Consider the following 20,028-nt stretch of genomic DNA (forward strand, 5'->3'; position numbering starts at 1 on the left):
TAATTTCAAGGCCGCATTGTCTTTATTTTGCTTATAGCTTCCACAAGCACTGCAAACATAAATGAAGAATACAAATATGCTTTTGGTAGTTCTATGTGAAGCCCTTCAAGTGTTAGATATACACCGACGAGTAAAATAAATAGAATGGCAATTACTTTTAAGCTTGGGTTGGATTTTATTACCTGAGCGGTATAATTTGATGAAAATAGCATCGCTAATATGGAAAATGTAAATGCTATGGCAATGATTATCATATTGTGAGTTAATGCTATGGCAGTTAATATTGAATCAACCGAAAAAACTAAGTCTATTAATATAATTTGTAGCACAACTAAAAAAAATTGTGATTTAACATTTGCCTTTGTTTTGTTCTCCTTATGTACAAAAATTTCGCTCCATAACTCTATAGAACTTTTAACAATAAGGAATAACCCTCCTGCAATCATAAGTAAATCCTTTACTGAGATATCTAGCGATACAGCGTGAAATATAGGCTTTTGCATTGATAGTATATATGATGTAAAAATAGTATTACAAAACGCATCAATAGCGCTAAGCCAAAACCTATAAGGCGGGCTCTTTCTCTCAGCAGATTTGGCACCTTATCTATTGCTAGAGAAATAAAGATTAAATTGTCTATACCAAGTATAGTTTCAAGTAGCGTAATTATCAATAAAGTCCAAGCATCAGCTAGCATTTTCATTCCAAAGTCAGATTTTGTACTTTACAATAGATGTGTAAAAATTAAGTAACTTCGACTAGGTAATTAAAAAATCAGCCTTACCCGGAAAAGAAAGAGGCAAAAGGGCATTTTTATAATAAAAGTACTTTTGTAAGAGAAATAATGAAATTAAAAATCTAACTCTCTTTACGAAAATTTTAAATAGATTGTAAAATAGTTGTACCATAAAAATATATGCCTTCTTTATAGACTAAGATTTTTCTTTAAATTAAGATAGATACACGATAAAAGGAACATATGACAAAAGAATCATTAGCAAAAACTGATATAGTAAAAGTTGAAGATAAGAAAGCAACAAAGGGATTTTTTAAAATATTAGGTGAAGTAGCAGATGCTGTAAGGTCATGGGTTGGCAATATTGGCCCTGATTTAAGTAGTAGTCGCGATGTCGATAGTTTAGTCTTGAAGATGAACGAATGCTTAAACCCAAAGGGGGGTGAAGTCTCAGCACGTAAGAACACCGTATCTCTTGGTAATTTGTACTTGAGTTTATCAGAGGCAGGTCAAATAAAATTTTTACAAACCCTGGCAGAAAAGTTCAATCCGGATAAAACGAAAATAGATGAAGAAATGAAAGTATATAAGAAAAATCAAGATTCTGAGTCGAGCTATAAGTTTGAACAAGACTTAATAAAAGTCCTTGAATCACCACGCTCTAAAATATTGAAGCAGTTTATCTCCTTACCGGAGGGCCTTAAGTTTATTGTTGATATGCGTTCTGATGTACTCAAGCTGAAGAATCAATATAAAAGTCTAAGTCCACTAGAAAACGAATTAAAAAGTATACTTTGTACTTTGGTTGATGTTGATCTACTTGATCTTCATCAAATCACCTGGGATTCACCTGCATCATTGTTGGAAAAACTTATAAAATATGAAGCTGTACATAAAATTTCCTCTTGGGGTGACTTAAAAAACAGACTAGATTCTGATCATCTCTGTTTTGCTTTCTTTCATTACAAAATACCAAATGAACCTTTAATTTTTGTAGAGGTTGCACTGATGAATGAGATTGCAGATAGTATTCAACACGTTTTGGACGAGTCAGTTCCTTCAAGTGACCCAAGCAGTGCAAGTACTGCTATATTCTATTCAATATCAAACACTCAAACTGGTTTATCTGGAATTAGCCTCGGTAACTTTTTAATAAAGAGAGTCGTAGAAAAACTATCGCAAGAATTTAAAAGCGTAAAAGTGTATGCAACTCTTTCTCCAGTTCCTGGATTTACAAAATGGCTAAAAAATCAAGACGTAGCTTTATTAGGTAAGCTTAATATAAAACAATCAGGTACAGAAATTTTAGAAAGCATAAAAACTAACATTGAATGCGAAAAACAGTCCCTACTGAAACTTTGTGCACATTATTTGCTAAAGGTTAAAAGCAGTGGTGGAGGTGCTTATGATCCAGTAGCACACTTTCATTTAAGCAATGGTGCATCAATCAAACAAATCAACTGGATGGCTGATACTTCTGAAAAAGGCATTAGTCAGTCAGCCGGAATAATGGTGAATTATCTGTATGAGCTGCCTAAAATAGATAACAATCATGAGAATTATATGATTAATAAAGTGATTTCTCATTCAAAAAAAGTGTCAGCTATGTTAAAGGAATAATAGGAAGTGCGCAAGCATATAGAAAGTGCTAACATTCCCTAATGTTTATGTATATAATATTAAATAGTTTTATGAGGTAAAATGTATGAATAGTGATGAATTAGAAGAATTAAAGAAACTAAAACAAAAGATACAAGATGCAGTAGCACATAAAAAATTGTATGGTGTATTATTTGCAGATTCTAAAGAGATAGAGTTATTCAATAATTGTATTAGCAGTATTAAAAGTAATGGAATAGGCAAAGAGGAATCAAATGAATTGATAACCATTTATAAAGGACTTAATTCAATATTTGATAACATTAGTTCTGACTGGGATGGCAATAAGGGTAGCCTAAATGCTCAAAAAATTATTGTACATTATCAAAACTTAGAGTCTATCTTAAAGATAGTAAACATAATTAAAGAATCGAAGACAAGATTGGGCCAAGCATTCGTGATCTTCGACTTTGATGAATCCGGGTTAATCCAGGATATCGAATCACTCCAAAAAGAAATGAAAGAAGTGCTAGAAAACATGCAACAACAAGAACAAAGTGCAGCAAGGAAAAAAGAGTTAGAAGAGAAAGCTAAAGCAGAGTTTAGCAAGTATATAGAAAACGGCACTATTGATGCGATGTCAATCAAAAGGGATAGTAATTCAGATCTTCTTTATACAATAATTAAGCTAAAAGAAGACAATAAAAGCACAGATATTAAAGTAAGCGAATTTTTAAATAGTGATTTTTGTAAAGAAAACAATATTGCCGGTTTTCTTCTTTCAAGTGAAGATCAAAAAGAATTTATCAGTGGTAAAATACATGAGGGGATTAGATATTATCATATAGGTACCACAGTTCAATATGGAATAAAGTTTAACTGGTATGTAGACGGAAAGGAATGTAGCATTACATTAGGTGCTAACAGTGATGATAGTATTAGAATAATAAGTGATAGACCAACTGATGCGGATTTAGAAAAAAATAAAGATGTAAAGATTAAAGTTGGTGATGCTTACCTAAGCCTTGCTGATGCAGTAAAAACGTGTAGACAGCAAGAAGATCCAAGTAGCACAGTGAAGCAAGCATCAGCTAATGAGCATTGCCGTCCATTGGCAAGGACAGCTTAATGTTTTTAGCAAAGAGAGATATAAGTAATTGCTCTTGTAATACTTAAAATGTAAAATAGATCTACTTAAATAAGTAGATCTATGAACAATATAAGAAATTTTGCAATAATAGCACATATAGATCATGGGAAGTCAACTCTTGCTGATCGTTTGATAGAAGAATGTAACGGTCTTGAGACAAGGGAAATGACCAATCAGGTACTTGACTCAATGGATATAGAGCGTGAACGCGGAATCACAATCAAAGCACAAACGGTAAGACTCAATTACACTGCAAATAATGGTAATAAATATTGCCTCAACCTCATGGACACACCAGGTCATGTTGACTTTTCATATGAAGTCAGCCGAAGCTTAGCCGCATGTGAAGGCTCACTTTTGGTAGTAGATAGCAGCCAAGGAGTTGAAGCTCAGACTCTGGCAAATGTCTACAAGGCAATTGACAATAATCATGAGATAATAGTTGTGCTTAATAAAGTCGATCTTCCTGCTGCAGATCCAGAAAGGATAAAGCTTCAGATTGAAGAGGTAATCGGAATTGATGCAACTGAGTCAATTTTGATATCGGCAAAAACTGGTCTTGGGATAAAGGATGTACTTGAAGCTATAGTGACAAAACTTCCCGCTCCTCAAGGTGATACAAATGCTCCACTGCAAGCAATTTTAGTTGATAGTTGGTATGATCCTTACCTAGGAGTAGTAATTTTAGTGCGAGTTAAAAATGGAGTACTAAAAAAAGGCATGAGAATCGTTATGATGTCTAATAATGCTACATATCAGGTCGATAATATCGGTATTTTCACTCCTAAAAAAGTTATGACTGGTGAACTTTCAGCAGGTGAAGTTGGTTTTATAACTGCTTCAATGAAAGAAGTAGCAGACTGCAAAGTAGGAGACACTATTACTGAAGAGAAAAGGCCGTGCAGCAAGGCATTACCTGGCTTTAAAGAAGTACATCCTGTAGTATTTTGCAGTATTTTTCCCAATAACACAGATGATTTTAAATATTTAAGGGAAGCACTAGAAAAATTACATTTAAATGATGCTAGTTTTACATTTGATGCTGAAACGTCAAATGCCCTAGGTTATGGATTTCGTTGCGGTTTCTTAGGAATGCTACATCTTGAAGTCATTCAAGAAAGACTCGAAAGAGAATTTGATTTAGATCTAACAGCAACTGCACCGAGTGTTATATATAAAGTTGAAACACAAAATGGTAAAGTTTTAAATATCCATAACCCAAGCGATATGCCAGACCCTACAAAAATTGAAATAGTGGAAGAACCGTGGATCACTGCAACTATAATGGTACCTGATCAATATTTAGGAGAGATTCTATCTCTGTGTGAAGAGAGGAGAGGAGAACAGCAGGATTTATCTTATGTTGGTAATACGACAACAGCACTACTGAAGTATAAATTACCGCTGTCTGAGGTTGTTTTTGATTTTTACGATAGACTAAAATCAATTTCCAAGGGATATGCAAGTTTAGATTGGGAAATATCCGATTATCAGGAAAGTCAGATAGATAAATTAAGTTTTTTAGTTAATGGAGAACCTGTGGATGCGTTAGCCTGCATTGTTCATAAAAGCAGGGCAGAAAAAAGAGGCCGTGAAATATGTGCACGTTTGAAAGACTTGATACCACGCCAGCAATATAAAATCGCGATTCAAGCGGCAGTAGGCGGAAAAATTATTGCTAGAGAAACGATTAACCCGTATAGAAAAGATGTAACAGCCAAGCTCTATGGTGGAGACGTTACACGAAGGATGAAGCTGCTTGAAAAGCAGAAGAAAGGTAAGAAAAGATTGCATTCTGTAGGAAACATAAACATCCCACAAAATGCTTTTATTGAGGCTTTGAAAATAAATGATTAATATATATTCAAAAACATAAATTTAAAGAACTAAGTGATATTTTCTCAATAAATTTACTGACATTGATATGGGTAAATTTGAAATAGCTATGTGAATTTGTAAAACACTATATAAGATACCATACAACGAAATCATCCCAGTGTTAAACGCTGGGATGACAGAGAGCAGCTCAATTGCTCCACTCAATCAGTAAAAATCAGATATATGTAGACATTGGCTAAAACCATTCCAACAACATTTTAGTGAAACTTAACAAGCTTATCTATAGTTTTAGTGATGATTCTTGGAGTATTTGGAGAGACTTCTGAGCCCAGTCTATTTAACCGCTCTATAGCAAACCCGCTGTTCTCATTTATTATGAAATCACATAAAATATTTTCTATATCTTTAATAACACTTTCATGCTTTCTCAGAGGATGGTTATTCGGATATCTATGAATGGTTTTGATGCTAGAATACTCAACGAAAGCTTGATCTTTAAAAGCAAGTTGTCTCAATTTCTCTTTGAATTTTTCTTCTTCATCTCTTGCTAAAAGGCAAGACTTTATCAGTGATTTTATAATCGAGTTTATAGCCTGATGTATTTCAGAATGCACTATAACTTTGATGATATTTTCTTCCACTATGCAATCATAAGTGCTTTTTTCGCTCTTTAATGACTCTATAAGCATTTTGCTATTTTGCGAATTCAATTCCAGATTCTCTTCACTTATAGGAGTCATTATAAAGGTATTCTTATTTACCCTGATGTAAAATTGTGGCAACCCTTTAGAACAGGCAAATGCTACATCCTTAGACTCAAGTGCGTGATTGTATGAAGAAGAAAGGGTGCTTGCTATAACGCTACTTGGTACTTTCATTCCATGATTACTTAGGTGATTTAACACATTCTCAACATCATGATATGTAAAACCTGTATCTTTTATCAATTCAACAACTTCTATGCAATTGTGTTGTTTATACTCTATTGTCACTTCTTCTGTAAAAAGAGTTTTAGCTGCTATATGCTTATCAAGCACTGTGAAAATCTTGATGAAACTCTCTAAATCTTGTTTGTTAATTAATTCAATACTAATTAAGTTTTTGCTAACAATTATAATATTTTTTATCATTTTTTCCCACTAAAAAAACTCACTAGATGAATTGTATTTTTAATTCATTAAAAATTGTTTAAAGTGGGTATGCCAGCAACAGTAAGACAAAAAAATCACATAAAATCTTCATTATGTATTATATTACATCCCTCGTGTTCATCACTGCCGCTTGTGTAAGCTGTTGCATTAATGCTATCTTCATTGTTATTTAACATATTATCCAACTTTCCTTCTTTTTCAAGGTCCATCAATTTGTCACATCCAGCAATATGATGTACATAATCACCATTTTCATCAGTAATAAAAATTTGTGGAACTGTCCTGACGTTATATTTTGATTTTATACCGTCAAACAAATCCGAGTTTCTAAGTACATCAATTTCTTCGTATTTCACACCTTTTTCATCCAATAACTCTTTTGCTTTCTTGCAGAATGGGCAGTACTTCTTCACATATATTACAACTTTTCCTTTAGTGTTTTTCACGATTTATCTCCATAGTTCATAAAATACAACTATTATATATAAAAAATATATATAAAATATCAAATTGTATGAAAATTATTTACAACTGTGAGCAAGGGATAAAAGATAATGTGGCACTAACTTTCGGAAATTTCGATGGCGTTCATTTAGGACATAAGTTTGCAATTTCCAATCTAAAGAAGGTAGCACAAGAAAGAGGATTACCCTCTGCAGTTTTAACTTTTGAGCCTCACCCATCAACTGTTTTATTTAGTAGGAACAATTTTAGGTTAATAGACCAAGAACAAAAAAAGGAACTAATCAGCAGCTATGGTATAGATTACTTGTATATTATTAATTTTAATAGAGGTTTTTCTGAGGTTAGCTGCGATGACTTCATTGGTAAGATTTTGGTAAAGAAGTATGGTGCTAAACATATAACTGTTGGAGAAAGTTGTACTTTTGGTCACAAACGATTGGGTAACATATTAACTCTAGAAAAATATTCTCAGATGTATGAATATTCTTTAACTAAATTAGAGCCATTGATAATCGATAGAAAAATTTGCTCTTCTTCCTCAATCAGAGAGTGTTTACAAAAAGGCGAAATAGAAATTGCTAATAAATTGCTTGGTAGGTCTTATCAAGTTTCTGGTATTGTAACAAAAGGTGCATGTAGAGGTAGAGAAATAGGGTTTCCAACCATAAACATTCCGATAGAAGATTACATGATAAAACCTAAGCTTGGTACATATTACGCCAAAGTTGCATTTTCTGAAAATAGTTCAAGTTGGCTATATGGAGTAGTCAACATTGGTATGAGACCTACATTTAAGGACTTAAAAAAACCTATAGTAGAAATGCATATATTTGACTTCAACGAAAATGTATACAATTTTAAGGTTGACATACAACTTTTAAAATTTATTAGGGCAGAAAAAAAATTCCATAGTATTAACGAGTTAACAAAACAGATAGACCGTGATATAATGAAGGCTTACCAGTTAAAGATAAACTTATGAAAAGGATATGTTTAGTTATTATATTGATTATAGTATCATTCGATCAAACAAGTAAATTGTATATAAACTCTTTGATTGATGAGGGGGAGTCAATCGAGATTACTAGTTTTATGAAATTAGTTGAAGTTTGGAATTCAGGAATTAGCTTTGGAATGTGTAGTACTCTGCCGCATGGCAGCTTCTTTTTTTCAGCATGTTCAATATTAATAATTGGTATACTTGCATACTTGATATATAAATCTAATGATAAGTCAATTTACCTTAGTTTTTCTCTGATGATTGGTGGAGCGATCGGAAATGTAATTGATAGAATCTATTGGGGAGCTGTATATGACTTCATATATTTTCATATCAATGATTGGTATTGGCCAGCCTTTAATTTAGCAGATCTATCTATAGTTTGTGGAATGTGTACATTGTTATATAAGTGGTATATATATGATAGGTCTATCTCTAAGCAAAATGAGGAATGAAATAATGCTTCGCAAATTCTTTAGTTTTTTTATACTATCTGTGTTTTTTTTCATTTGTCCGATTTCTTTGGAAGCTGAAATCATAAAGCATGCTAAGCTCAGTAACGGATTGGATGTTTATGTAGTACATAATCACCGAATTCCAGCTGTTTTTCATGCAATAATATATAAAGTTGGGGGAATGGATGACCCAATTGGCAAAGCAGGATTGGCTCACTACTTTGAACACTTAATGTTTGAAACTACAGGAAAATTTAAAGACATAGAATCCACTTTGGGCAGCATTGGGGCCCAATTTAATGCTTTTACCACTAAAGAATACACCTGCTACTACGAATTAGTTCTCAAAAAAGATTTACCACTAGCAATGGAAATTGAAGCAGATAGAATGGGCAATTTTGATGTTACTCAAGACAAAATAGATAGAGAAAAAAATATCGTATTAGAAGAAAGAAAGATGAGATTTGATAATAATCCTGAAGCTTTACTATGGGAGGAAATGAACAGTGCATTTTATCGTAATGGTTATGGTAGGTCTGTTATTGGTTGGGAGAGCGATATTAAAACTTACAATCAAGATGACATAACAAGGTTTCATGATAACTATTATCATCCAGGTAATGCTATACTGCTCGTTGTTGGTGATGTAGAATTTGAAGAAGTAGTGGGATTAGCAAAGGAAAAATATGGTGCAATTAAAGCTGAGCCTGTAGTGAAGCATTATCCGAACCAAGATTCAATACATAATGCAGATATATCGGTAATTTTAGAAAGCACTGAAGTAAAAGAGCCAGTTTTATACTTTCGCTATAGTGTTCCTTTATTTGAGCAAATAAGTGAAACTTTTCCTGTTGATTTGGCAGTTGATGTTTTGGGGAATGGCAAGTCTAGTAAGCTATATAAAGATTTAGTTCTAGATAAGAATGTAGCAGTAGAAGTGTTTGCTTATTATAATAGCTTAGCTTTTAGTAATGGTTACATTGAGATTCGGGTAACTCCAAAAAGCGGGGTGAATTTGGATGCTGTTGCAAGAGAGTTAGAAAATTCTATTAATCACTTTAACTCTGAAGGAATAACAAGTGAAGAGTTGCAAAGTACAAAGTCTAAATACAAAGCAGCACAGCTTGATAATCTATCTGATTTAACTAATATAGCAATGTTTTATATACCACGTCTAGCACTAGGTATTCCACTTGATGAAATAGACATTTCATATAGCAAAATTAATGATGTCAATCTAGAGGATGTAAATAATAAAGTTCACGCTATCTTTTCTACTAATAAATTAGTTGGTCGTTTGCTACCAAAAGGAGGTAATAATGAAGATAAGTAAATATGTATTTCTATTTTTTTTCTGTCTAGGCTTTAATTTGCAAGCAAGCAGTCACTTAAATATAGAGGAGGTTACTACTAATAAAGGATTTAAGTTTTTATTTGTTGAAAACCATGATCTACCAAAAGTTTCACTTAATATATCATTCAAAGATGCAGGTTGTGTGTATGAAAGTGCAGAAAAGCAGGGGCTTGCTTGGTTTACTTCTCTTGTAATTCAAGAAGGAGCAGGAAAAAATGATGCCAAAGATTTTGCGAAAAAGCTTGAGGATAAAGGAATTAGTTTAAATTTTACTTCTGGTTTAGAAGCATTTAGGGTTTCATTAAACACTTTATCTGAGAATCTAGAGGATGCAATTTCACTACTGAGTGATGCTATAATGCGCCCTAAAGTTGATCCTGAGGGGTTAAATAGAGTATTCGAAAAAGCCAAAGTAAACTTTAATAATTTTGAAAAAGACCCTTATTTTATTGCTGCAAAAGAGTTAGATACATTGTTGTTCAAAAAACATCCTTACTCAAGAGATCCATATGGAACTCTAGACACTATAATGAACATTACTAGAGACGATGTTTTAACATACATAAAGCGTAGTTTTACTAAGGATAATATCGTTATTAGTATTGTTGGTTGTGCAACAAAAGAAGAAGTTAGTACGCTGCTCGATAAATATTTATCTAAGTTACCATCAAAAAGATCGAAAGTTAGGAAGGTATCTGTAAAAAATGAATTTGGGCCTGCAGAAAGTAAGAGCGTTTTTATGGATATACCACAGAGTGTAATACTTTTTGCTCAAAAAGGCATAGCATATGAAGACCCTAATTACTATAATGCTAGTGTTTTGATTAATGCGCTTGGTGGTATGAGTCTAAACTCAATACTGATGAAAGAGTTGAGACAAAATCTAGGTATTACTTATGGTGTTAGTGCACGTAATGTTCCTAATAAGCATGGAAATATTATATCTGGATTTATGAGTACTGATAGTTCCACTGCTAGCAAAGCTATATCAGCAGTAAAAGATACATTTAGCAGAATAAAAGAGGAAGGAATTGACGAACAATTATTCAAGGATGCAAAAACCAGTTTAGTAAATAACCTTATCTTCTCTTTTCTATCCAATAATGCGAATACAGCAACGTTACTGGATAGTATGCAGATAGATGATCGTGATATTAACCATATAAATAATTATGCAAATATCATTAATGATGTTCAATTGGAAAAAGTAAACAAGCTGGCAAGTTCTTTACTGAATCCTGAAAATTTATTTTTTGTTGAAGTTGGAAGAAACGCTTAAGGTCAATAGTTAATACCTTCTACTATTGATCTTACTGCTTTTACATAACACTTATGCTCTTCAGCTAGAATGCGCTCTGAGAGACTGTGAACATCATCATTTGGTAACACTGGAACAGTAGCTTGAGCGATTATGGCTCCAGCATCAATTTCAGGAGTAACATAATGCACAGTACATCCTGTAATTTTTACACCCGCTTTCAGAGCTTGCTCCTGAGCATTTAGGCCCTTAAATGACGGAAGTAAAGAGGGATGAATATTTATAACTTTGTTATGCCATTTATTCAGGAAATTGGCCTTTATAATTCTCATAAACCCTGCAAGGCAAATTAAATCAACCTTATGTTGAACAAGTATTTCATGAATTTTATCAGTATCAAGTGGCTTATCTTCAACAACAAACGCTGAAACTCCTGCTTGCTTTGCTATTTTAAGGCCTCCAGCTTCACTATTATTTGTGATAACACACACAGTTTCAGCAGGGAAATTCTGATCTTGACATGCTTCTATTAAAGCCTGCATGTTTGATCCTCTACCTGAAATTAGTATTCCGAGTTTTATCTTTTTCATTTTAGTGCAGCCGTAAGAATGGATATTAATAAAATAGCTCAAAAGGAAAGTTTATTTTAGAATAAATACTATTGTGTAGCAATATTTTACACTGCTGAATAACATGGAATTAAAGAAATCATTCAGTTTGAAGTAACTTTAACATTTCATTTTAGGAATATTATACAATTTATGGTAAATAAATGCATATTTTTATGGCTGCGTTATTATTTATTTAACAAAGTATTAGTATAATTTACTACACTGAATTAAATGGAGAAAATTCAATGAATAAATTACCAAGCAATGCAAAAACAAGCAAGTCTCAGGTTACTCAGTGGGAGGTAATAAAAAATTGTGAATATTCTGATAATTGTTTATCAAAAGTAGTAACTTTATACGTCATTAAAATGGCAGAATTATCAGATATTTATACGAGTAATGAACCTGAAATTAATACTATACTTACAAGAATAAGCATAACAAGTGAAAATGCATTTTTAAATAAGGTTGTTGATATTGAAATTATGGAGGGTATTTTTCCGTACAAATTCAACAGCAAGAAGAAAAATAACATATCAAGGCTAGAAGATTTGTACAATTATTTATGTTCTACTGTTATTGATAGCCTTCCAAAAGAAATGCTTGAAAGCCTAAGAAGAGAATACAGAGACGCTGTTAACTTATTTAAAGCAATTACTTAACTAGGTGTAACATTTTTAAGACTTTACCTTCTATTTCAGAAATGCCACTTTCAAGATCTTTATCTATCAAACATATGGTAGATAAATATGTTTTCTGCTTCTTTTCAACATTGATAGTTAAAGTTCCAGGAGTAATCGTAACCGAGTTAGCAAATAATGCAATGGTCTTATCATTATGTCCTATGCATTCTCTTACAATAACAATTGGCTCAACTGTAGATTTGAATCGTAGCACCTTTTTTGTTACATAAATACTTGAAAAAATAATTTGGTAAATTAGCCAAGGTATATAACTTATAAGCTGATAAAGTGACAGCCTACCACTATCATTTAGAATTTGACTAAGGGCACTTTCAGCATCAATTAACCTTTTAAAGATAATCAATGTGAACACAGAAGAAAATACTCCACAGAGAATAAAAAAAGGCTCAAAATAACCAGACAATGTAATCCATAGAGAAGACAAAATCACAAATGATAGAGAAAAAAACTTAATATTTTGCCTGACTTTCATGATTTGGAGTATAACTTAAATGATTTTTTAGAAAAATAAAAAGTTCTTGATTTTTGTGTCAAAGAACATAATAACCAAGTTATTTTAATAAGTAGTGGAGATTATGACGCTTGATGATTTTCTAAAAATGCTTGAAGAAATAAATGATACTTCAGGTTTAAGCAAGAACAACATAGTTGAACGAATAAAAATAAAATTAGAAAGAATTGATTTACGGAGGTGGGAAGATAGTGGATTTAATATCAATCATATATTCACTACACATAGTGATCTAGATCCTGTAGAAACTACATTGTTGCATTTTGCTGCTAAGAGTGGCTATGAGAACATAGTAATAGCTCTAATTGAATATGGAGCATATGTTGATGCATGGGACAGCGATGGATGCACTCCTTTACATTTTGCTGCTGAATGGAACCACAAAGGCATATTAGATATTTTAATTGAAAGTGGAGCAAATGTTAATGCGTGGGACAATGATGTATTTACACTACCGACAATGTTGCAAAAAACATAAAAATAAAACTAGAGAAAACCATTTCTCGAAAACTTCTGTGTCCAGAACCAAGAGTCCGATTTACTTATAGCGCTAATAATCAATTAACCATCGGCTTTAAGGAATGATATGAACATATTATTTCAAGGAAAAGTCATGAGAAACAAGAGATTAGCTATCCAAATTAGCTGTAGCTATGAACCTAATCGGTTAGCAGAACAATGCTTATCAGATGCTTATGAAAAGGTAGTGTCAAAGGAAATAAGTCAAAAAAACTTAAAACATAAAAATGGGATTCAAGGAGGGTCAAATGGTAACAGTATGTTTATATGCGAGAGTTTCTTCGGGGAAACAAGTAGAAGGAAATACGATAGAAAGTCAAATTGCAGCTTTAGAGAAGCAAATTAATCTGGACGGATACAGATTGTTAAGTGAGTATAAATTTATTGATAACGGCTACAGTGGATCTCATTTAGTCCGCCCTGATTTAGAAAAATTACGTGATAAAGTAACAGAAGGTAAAATTGATAAGATTTACATTCATTCTCCTGATCGTTTATCTAGAAAATATGCATATCAAATGGTGCTGATTGAAGAATTTGAAAAAGCAGGAGCAAAAGTGGTTTTTTTAAATTATGAGATTAACGGTAACCCAGAATCTCAATTACTGTTACAAATGCAAGGTATGATAGCAGAATATGAACGTGCGAAAATTATGGAACGAAGTCGTCGTGGTAAAATCTATGCAGCTAACAAAGGCTATGTAAATGTAATGGGAGGAGCTCCTTATGGTTATCGTTATATAGATAAGCATATGGGAGGAGGACAAGCTTTATTTGAGATTAACGAAAAAGAAGCTGATGTCGTTCGTAAAGTATTTTTGTGGATAGGCAGAGAAAGAACAAGTATTGGGGAAGTATGTCGTCGGCTAAATACTATGTCCATTAAGACACAAAAAGGAAAAGAACGCTGGAATAAAGGTACAATTTGGAGTATGTTGAAAAACCCTGCTTACAAAGGACAAGCAGCTTTTGGTAGAAGAAGGTTAGGAGTAAGATTAAAGCAAGTAAGACCACAGAAAGGCTCTTGTGAGCAGCCAAAAAGTAACCACTCTGTCTATCCTGTTGAAAAAGCAAATTGGATTTATATTAAAGTGCCAAATATAGTAGATGAAGATATATTTGATATTGTTCAAGAACAATTAGCTGAAAATAGAAAAGTAGCAAGGACAAGAAAAAGAGGAGCAAAGTACTTACTACAAGGTTTAGTCATATGTAAGCGTTGTAATTACGGATGTTACGGAACTTGCATGAGAAGTAGACGAGAAGAAGAAGGTGGTCATTATGCATATTACCGTTGTAGTGGTAAAGATTCTTACCGTTTTGGTGGTAATAAGATTTGTGACAATAAACCCATTCGCTCAGATGCATTAGAAACAGCTGTGTGGGAAGAGGTTAAGCAGTTATTGAAAAATCCAAACAGGATTTTAGAAGAATACAAGCGTAGGCTTTCAGAACTAAAAAAATCATCATTGGATCAAAAAAGTGACCTGCTAGAGAAACAAGAAAATAAATTAAAACGTGGTATTGCTAGACTTATCGATAGTTATGCTCAAGAATATATCAATCAAGAGGAATTTGAACCACGAATTAAAGCAATGAAACAAAGCTTAAAAACAATTAAAGAAGAGAAGAAAAAGATATTTTATCAAAAGGAATTAGAACAGGAGGTAACTCTGGTTGTGGCCAATTTAGAAGACTTTTCTTCCAATATTACGTTAAACCTTGATAACGCAGACTGGTTAACTAAACGTGATATTATCAGAACATTGGTCAAGAGAATTGAAATTAACCTTGAGGACGTAAATGTGGTATTTCGCGTAAAAGAGCTACCGAACTCTTCTGGACATAATGGAAAGGAAAATAAAAATTTGCAACATTGTCGTAGGTGTATGTACACCTTTACATCTTGCTGCCGAAGGTGGGAATGAAAGTGTAGTAAGAGCTCTAATTGCATGTGGAGCAGATGTTAACGCGCAGAACAATGATGGACACACTCCTCTACATTTTGCTACTAAGAGTGGCTATGAGAACATAGTAATAGCTCTAATTGAACACGGAGCATACGTCGATGCGTGGGATAATTATAGAAGCACTCCCTTGCATTTTGCTGCTGAAAGTGATAATGAAAACATAGTAAGAACTCTGATTGAACATGGAGCATGTGTTAATGTGTGGGATAGTTGTGGACGCACTCCTTTGCATTTTGCTAGCGATCATGAAAGTATAAGAGATATTTTAATTGAAAGTGGGGCATATGTTAGTAAACAGAACAATAATAGATATGCTCCTTTACACTTTGCTATTGAATGGGGCTGCAAAGATGTGATAAGTTCTTTGTCAGGTAATGCTAGTCCTAGGGCTGAAATGGCAGTAGGAAGAGTGGAACAAATTACACTTGCAGGAAGATTGGAGCTTTTTTAACCAAACTTGCATTTACTGAGATAATTGTTTTGTTATGAATTAAACCAAAAGTTCTGTAATATATTGAAGCTTAAAGATATCTTTAGATATGGAAGTTATTGCAGAAAATAGAAAAGCAAGGTTTGAATACTTTATCTTAGAAGAATTTGAAGCAGGTATGATCCTCTTAAGTAGTGAAGTGAAATCACTAAGGGAAAGAAAAGCAAACATTTCTGATGCTTACGTTACTGAAAAAAAAGGTGAAATATGGCTAAACAATATGCATATCGCAGAGTATAAAGCTGCAAACCAAAAGAATCACAAGCCAAAAAGAGAACGAAAATTGCTTTTGCATAAAAAAGAGATAAATAAGCTAATTGGTCAAATCAAAACCTCTGGAATAACTGTTGTGCCACTTTCTATCTATTTTAATGATAAAGGGTTGGCAAAAACTAAAATTGCCATTGTGAAAGGAAAAAAACTCTATGATAAGAGAGCAACCATAAAGCAGAGAGAGTGGGAACGTGAGAAAAGTAGATTGTCTAAGAATAATTTGTAGTAAAATATGTCTTTAAGTCCAGTTATTTTTAGCATCGGTCCTGTTTCTATATATTGGTACTCTTTAGCATATGTTTTGGGTATAGTTTTTGCATATTGGTATTTACATAAGCTAGACAATCAAAAAATATTTACTAAGAATTTTTACGATTCGTTATTAACAGCCGTTATTATAGGCATTATCCTTGGAGGTAGGCTTGGGTACGTATTGATATATGATCCAGTTCTCTATATAAGCAATCCTATCGAAATACTAAAGACCTGGGAAGGAGGTATGTCATTTCATGGCGGTGCTATAGGAGTTTTGCTTGCAGTAATAATCTCCTGTAGAAGACATAACATTCCTATATTTTACACACTGGATCTAATTTCTTGTGGAGTTCCGATAGGTTTACTTCTAGGCCGCATAGGTAATTTTATAAATGGAGAGTTATTTGGCAGGGTTACAACTATGCCGTGGGGTATGGTATTTCCAGAAAGTGGTGATAATTTATTGCGCCATCCAAGCCAACTTTATGAGGCATTTTTTGAAGGAGCGCTACTTTTCGTAGTTGTAAATTCACTATTTTACTTGAACAAAATGAGATTGTATTATGGTGCAACAACTGGAGTTGCAGTTATGTTGTATGGAGTAGCACGTTTTATGGTTGAATTTTTCCGCGAGCCAGACTATCAAATTGGCTATTTATGGTTCAATTTAACTATGGGACAGTTGCTTTCTATACCTATGATTTTGTTGGGAATGCTTATATATTTAGGTGCGTTGAATTTTAGGTTTAATACAAAATCTATTCAATAGACAATAGGTAAGTTGAATAAAAAAATATAGTAGAAGTTTATCTACTACATAGCATGTACAACTGTACGAACTTTTCGTGTTGCAGAGAATAAACGTGAGGGCACAAACCTTTTGTTGCATAGCTATGAAACAAACTTAGTAGCTACTGACCAAATTCATTATTAAGTAGATATTCATTTTTCAACAAAATCCCCTTGATTTAGAAGCTACTCTATTAAAACATATTTTTAAACTTTTGCCAAAACCCTGGTTTATTATCATTAACCTTTGTGAAGGCTATGTTTAAACTGTATCTTGGATCGTTTGGCACATCATATCTAATATTCAGTATTGAAACTTCGTTTTTATTATGAACAGAAACATCGTCATATGATAACTTTGTCGTGTAGCACTTTATATGCTTTTGCTTATCATATACTATATCACCTGATTCCCCTTCTAGTTCTACAAATTTAGTTTTTTTCTGACATTCTTTTATTTTTATTAGATCCTTGTCTAGTGATATTGAAACCGGTAGTGTATTACCAGCATACTCTTTAGCTAAAAGCTCACTTTGAGGATACATTTTTATTTCCCTTCCAAAATGTGAGTCTATAAAATTATTGCTCCAAAATTTGTCTCCAGAATGTACATATTTGTCAGTAGCATACGGTACACCACCATAATTGCATTGAACTTTGTAATCTCCAACACCATTATTTTGAAAAAAATCATGAATGGCAGCGTAACTATCAGCAGCATCATTTATGTAATCCATTACCTACCCCTTAAAACCTTTTAATTTATTATATCACAAGAAATTAAATCTATCAATAAAAAGACTTTTTTTGATATCAAGTATCTAGGGAGCATATTGATAGGATTGTGACATTCGTATTTCCCAGTTCTTCACATACTGCTGGACTAATTCAGGATAATTTTCAATAATTAATAAATTTTCAGCGTTTCCCTTTTCAGCTGTCTTACTGAGGTTAAACGATCCTGTGATGACTTTTTGATTATCAACAATTATTACCTTATTATGAGCAATTTTTGGCTTATTATCGATCCAAATCGGTATTCCATTTGAAAACAATTCGCTTATGACACTATATTTTGAATGGAGTTGTGATTTATCTAAGACGACTTTAACATCAACACCACGCTCTTTGGCGTTAATCAAAGATTTTGCAACTGTTCCAAGAGTAAATGTATATTCTTGAACTAAGATAGATTCTTTAGATTGGTCTATCTCGCTGATTATCGGTACAGCACAGTCTTCTTCAGGTGAGAAGCAAACTGTTGCTTTTGGGCAAGGCGAGAATGTAGGACCCACATAGTAATACAGAGAAAAACATGCCGACAAAAATAAAAGATATAAAAGCCTCACAAACCACACCTAAATACACGGCGGTAGTCTACATCATAGTTTAATCATCTGTCAACCCATATTCCTTCCACTTCTCTGTAACTTTCTTTATTATTTCCTCGCTCATTTCAATTTTTCTTCCCCATTCTCGTTTGGTTTCAGGTGGAAGTTTGTTTGTTGCATCAAACCCTATTTTACCTCCGAGACCACTTTCAGGGGAAGCAAAATCTAAATAATCAATTGGGGCATTCTCTATCGTAATTGTATCACGCACAGGGTCCATTCTTGTTGACATTGCCCACATCACCTCTTTCCAATCACGTATATTTATATCATAATCAACAACTATAATAAATTTCGTGTATAAGAACTGTTTGAGAAAAGATAGTGTGCCCATAACAATTCTTTTTGCATGCCCTGGATAAGCCTTTTTTATCGACACTACCGCTATTCTATATGAACAACCTTCTGGGGGCAGATAAAAATCTACTATTTCCGGAAACTGATTGATAAGAATCGGCACAAAGATTTCGTTGAGTGCTTCACCAAGAATTGATGGTTCATCAGGTGGTTTGCCAGTAAAAGTGCTGAGATAAATTGGATCTTTGCGCATTGTAATTGCAGTGATGTTAAACTCAGGAAACTGTTCAACAGCATTATAGTAACCGGTATGGTCTCCATATGGCCCTTCATCTTGGTAATTATCCAAACTTACATATCCTTCCAAAACAATTTCTGCATGAGCTGGAACCTGAAGAGGAATAGTTTTACAATTTACAAGCTCAAGTGGTTTTTTTCGCAGCAGCCCGGCAAATTGGTATTCTGATAAAGTCTCCGGCACCGGAGTTACCGCAGCAATAATTGTTGCAGGATCGCTACCAATCACAGCAGCCGCAGGAAACTTCATATTTTGTCCCCTCTCCTTCCACCGTTTATGGTGACCTGCACCACCACGATGTGCAAGCCAGCGCATGAGAGTCGTTTTTTTATTCACAACCTGCATACGATATATTCCAAGATTGAAATTATCTTGCTTGTCTGCTGTTGGTCCTTTTGTTACCACAAGTGGCCAAGTGATAAGCGGTGCAGGCTCTTTTGGCCAGCATGTCTGAATAGGTAGCAAACTAAGATCCACCTCATCCCCAGTTAGCACCACCTCTTGACATGGGGCTTTGCTCACAACTTTGCTCCGCATCGACAATACAACTTTTAGTAGAGGAAACATTTTCACAGCATCTTTGAAGGTTTTTGGTGGCTCAGGTGATCGCAAAAATGCTAGAAGTTTACCCAGATCCCTTAATTCATCAGAATTTATACCAAGTCCGAATGCAATTCTCTCAATAGTACCAAATAAATTCACTAAAACGGGAATTGAATTTTTGCCATTTTCTGTGACAACATTTTCAAAGATGATAGCTGGTCCCTTGTTTGACAAAACCCTACGATGAATTTCTGTCATTTCAAGAATAGTTGAAACTTCTTTTTTAATTCTAATTAGATCTTTTTTTTCTTCTAATGCTCTGATGAAGTCACGTAAGTTATTGTACATATTTTAAAAATTTTAAGCCTTT

The 20,028-nt window shown here is 33.5% G+C and carries 20 protein-coding genes and 1 pseudogene; 13 read left to right on the forward strand and 8 right to left on the reverse strand.

Going from position 1 to position 20,028, the window contains the following annotated elements; genetic code table 11:
• Nucleotides 1–5: 5 nt before the first annotated feature.
• Nucleotides 6–697: pseudogene (locus CAI20_RS05990) on the reverse strand (TerC family protein).
• A gap of 282 nt (nucleotides 698–979) precedes the next feature.
• Here CAI20_RS05990 and CAI20_RS05995 point away from each other — a divergent pair.
• The 3 genes from CAI20_RS05995 to lepA all read left to right on the forward strand — a co-directional run bounded on the left by CAI20_RS05995 (nucleotide 980) and on the right by lepA (nucleotide 5,342).
• Entirely contained in the window at nucleotides 980–2,356 is a 1,377-nt protein-coding gene (locus CAI20_RS05995) for a malonyl-CoA decarboxylase (protein WP_019236618.1), read from the forward strand.
• A gap of 85 nt (nucleotides 2,357–2,441) precedes the next feature.
• Complete coding sequence (locus tag CAI20_RS06000) at nucleotides 2,442–3,464, forward strand: hypothetical protein (protein ID WP_149168947.1); 1,023 nt, start codon at nucleotides 2,442–2,444, stop codon at nucleotides 3,462–3,464.
• Between the two features lie 81 nt (nucleotides 3,465–3,545).
• Nucleotides 3,546–5,342, forward strand: coding sequence for a translation elongation factor 4 (gene lepA / locus CAI20_RS06005; protein ID WP_007301936.1), 1,797 nt, complete (start codon nucleotides 3,546–3,548; stop codon nucleotides 5,340–5,342).
• Between the two features lie 239 nt (nucleotides 5,343–5,581).
• Here lepA and CAI20_RS06010 read toward each other — a convergent pair whose 3' ends face one another.
• Both CAI20_RS06010 and CAI20_RS06015 read right to left on the reverse strand, forming a co-directional pair.
• Entirely contained in the window at nucleotides 5,582–6,454 is an 873-nt protein-coding gene (locus CAI20_RS06010; RefSeq protein WP_007301937.1) for a hypothetical protein, read from the reverse strand.
• A gap of 95 nt (nucleotides 6,455–6,549) precedes the next feature.
• Nucleotides 6,550–6,921, reverse strand: coding sequence for a glutaredoxin (locus tag CAI20_RS06015; RefSeq protein WP_006015443.1), 372 nt, complete (start codon nucleotides 6,919–6,921; stop codon nucleotides 6,550–6,552).
• 68 nt (nucleotides 6,922–6,989) lie between these two features.
• Between CAI20_RS06015 and ribF the strand changes: the two genes are divergently transcribed.
• From ribF to CAI20_RS06035, 4 genes are read left to right on the forward strand one after another with little or no spacing between them, the layout of a single operon-like run.
• Nucleotides 6,990–7,922, forward strand: a complete 933-nt coding sequence (ribF, locus tag CAI20_RS06020) for a riboflavin biosynthesis protein RibF (RefSeq protein ID WP_019236620.1) — start codon at nucleotides 6,990–6,992, stop codon at nucleotides 7,920–7,922.
• The gene (gene lspA, locus CAI20_RS06025) at nucleotides 7,919–8,395 is read left to right on the forward strand and encodes a signal peptidase II (RefSeq protein ID WP_007301940.1); all 477 of its coding nucleotides are present in this window, start codon (nucleotides 7,919–7,921) and stop codon (nucleotides 8,393–8,395) included. The genes ribF and lspA overlap by 4 nt, the downstream gene beginning before the upstream one ends.
• Nucleotides 8,396–8,399: 4 nt before the next feature.
• Nucleotides 8,400–9,728 (forward strand): M16 family metallopeptidase, encoded by a 1,329-nt coding sequence (locus CAI20_RS06030; protein ID WP_026097227.1) that lies wholly within the window; start codon nucleotides 8,400–8,402, stop codon nucleotides 9,726–9,728.
• Nucleotides 9,715–11,028: a M16 family metallopeptidase gene (locus tag CAI20_RS06035; protein ID WP_019236622.1), complete on the forward strand. Its 1,314-nt coding sequence runs from the start codon at nucleotides 9,715–9,717 to the stop codon at nucleotides 11,026–11,028. The genes CAI20_RS06030 and CAI20_RS06035 overlap by 14 nt, the downstream gene beginning before the upstream one ends.
• Before the next feature lie 2 nt (nucleotides 11,029–11,030).
• On the opposite strand, the gene purN is transcribed toward CAI20_RS06035, so the two are convergent.
• Entirely contained in the window at nucleotides 11,031–11,597 is a 567-nt protein-coding gene (gene purN / locus CAI20_RS06040; protein ID WP_007301943.1) for a phosphoribosylglycinamide formyltransferase, read from the reverse strand.
• Nucleotides 11,598–11,863: 266 nt separating this feature from the next.
• Between purN and CAI20_RS06045 the strand changes: the two genes are divergently transcribed.
• Nucleotides 11,864–12,280: a hypothetical protein gene (locus tag CAI20_RS06045; protein ID WP_007301944.1), complete on the forward strand. Its 417-nt coding sequence runs from the start codon at nucleotides 11,864–11,866 to the stop codon at nucleotides 12,278–12,280.
• Here CAI20_RS06045 and CAI20_RS06050 read toward each other — a convergent pair.
• On the reverse strand, nucleotides 12,273–12,794 hold the full coding sequence (locus CAI20_RS06050) for a Na+/H+ antiporter subunit E (protein ID WP_006015458.1): 522 nt from the start codon (nucleotides 12,792–12,794) through the stop codon (nucleotides 12,273–12,275). The genes CAI20_RS06045 and CAI20_RS06050 overlap by 8 nt on opposite strands.
• A 103-nt stretch (nucleotides 12,795–12,897) precedes the next feature.
• On the opposite strand from CAI20_RS06050, the gene CAI20_RS06055 reads away from it, so the two are divergent.
• The 5 genes from CAI20_RS06055 (at nucleotide 12,898) to lgt (ending at nucleotide 17,109) form a co-directional block, all read left to right on the forward strand.
• Complete coding sequence (locus tag CAI20_RS06055; protein ID WP_246111590.1) at nucleotides 12,898–13,311, forward strand: ankyrin repeat domain-containing protein; 414 nt, start codon at nucleotides 12,898–12,900, stop codon at nucleotides 13,309–13,311.
• Between the two features lie 268 nt (nucleotides 13,312–13,579).
• Nucleotides 13,580–15,280: a recombinase family protein gene (locus tag CAI20_RS06060; protein ID WP_149168948.1), complete on the forward strand. Its 1,701-nt coding sequence runs from the start codon at nucleotides 13,580–13,582 to the stop codon at nucleotides 15,278–15,280.
• On the forward strand, nucleotides 15,201–15,773 hold the full coding sequence (locus CAI20_RS06065) for an ankyrin repeat domain-containing protein (RefSeq protein ID WP_246111591.1): 573 nt from the start codon (nucleotides 15,201–15,203) through the stop codon (nucleotides 15,771–15,773). Before CAI20_RS06060 ends, CAI20_RS06065 begins: the two co-directional genes overlap by 80 nt.
• Nucleotides 15,774–15,861: 88 nt before the next feature.
• The gene (gene smpB, locus CAI20_RS06070) at nucleotides 15,862–16,311 is read left to right on the forward strand and encodes an SsrA-binding protein SmpB (RefSeq protein WP_007301946.1); all 450 of its coding nucleotides are present in this window, start codon (nucleotides 15,862–15,864) and stop codon (nucleotides 16,309–16,311) included.
• Between the two features lie 6 nt (nucleotides 16,312–16,317).
• Nucleotides 16,318–17,109: a prolipoprotein diacylglyceryl transferase gene (gene lgt, locus CAI20_RS06075; protein ID WP_007301947.1), complete on the forward strand. Its 792-nt coding sequence runs from the start codon at nucleotides 16,318–16,320 to the stop codon at nucleotides 17,107–17,109.
• Between the two features lie 214 nt (nucleotides 17,110–17,323).
• Here lgt and CAI20_RS06080 read toward each other — a convergent pair whose 3' ends face one another.
• The 3 genes from CAI20_RS06080 to CAI20_RS06090 all read right to left on the reverse strand — a co-directional run bounded on the left by CAI20_RS06080 (nucleotide 17,324) and on the right by CAI20_RS06090 (nucleotide 20,006).
• Nucleotides 17,324–17,866, reverse strand: coding sequence for a hypothetical protein (locus CAI20_RS06080; protein ID WP_007301948.1), 543 nt, complete (start codon nucleotides 17,864–17,866; stop codon nucleotides 17,324–17,326).
• Nucleotides 17,867–17,950: 84 nt separating this feature from the next.
• Complete coding sequence (locus CAI20_RS06085) at nucleotides 17,951–18,478, reverse strand: phospholipase D family nuclease (protein ID WP_007301949.1); 528 nt, start codon at nucleotides 18,476–18,478, stop codon at nucleotides 17,951–17,953.
• Nucleotides 18,479–18,518: 40 nt separating this feature from the next.
• Nucleotides 18,519–20,006 (reverse strand): UbiD family decarboxylase, encoded by a 1,488-nt coding sequence (locus tag CAI20_RS06090; RefSeq protein ID WP_149168949.1) that lies wholly within the window; start codon nucleotides 20,004–20,006, stop codon nucleotides 18,519–18,521.
• Nucleotides 20,007–20,028: the final 22 nt, after the last annotated feature.

It is taken from the genome of Wolbachia endosymbiont of Chrysomya megacephala, from assembly GCF_008245065.1.
Lineage (GTDB): Bacteria > Pseudomonadota > Alphaproteobacteria > Rickettsiales > Anaplasmataceae > Wolbachia.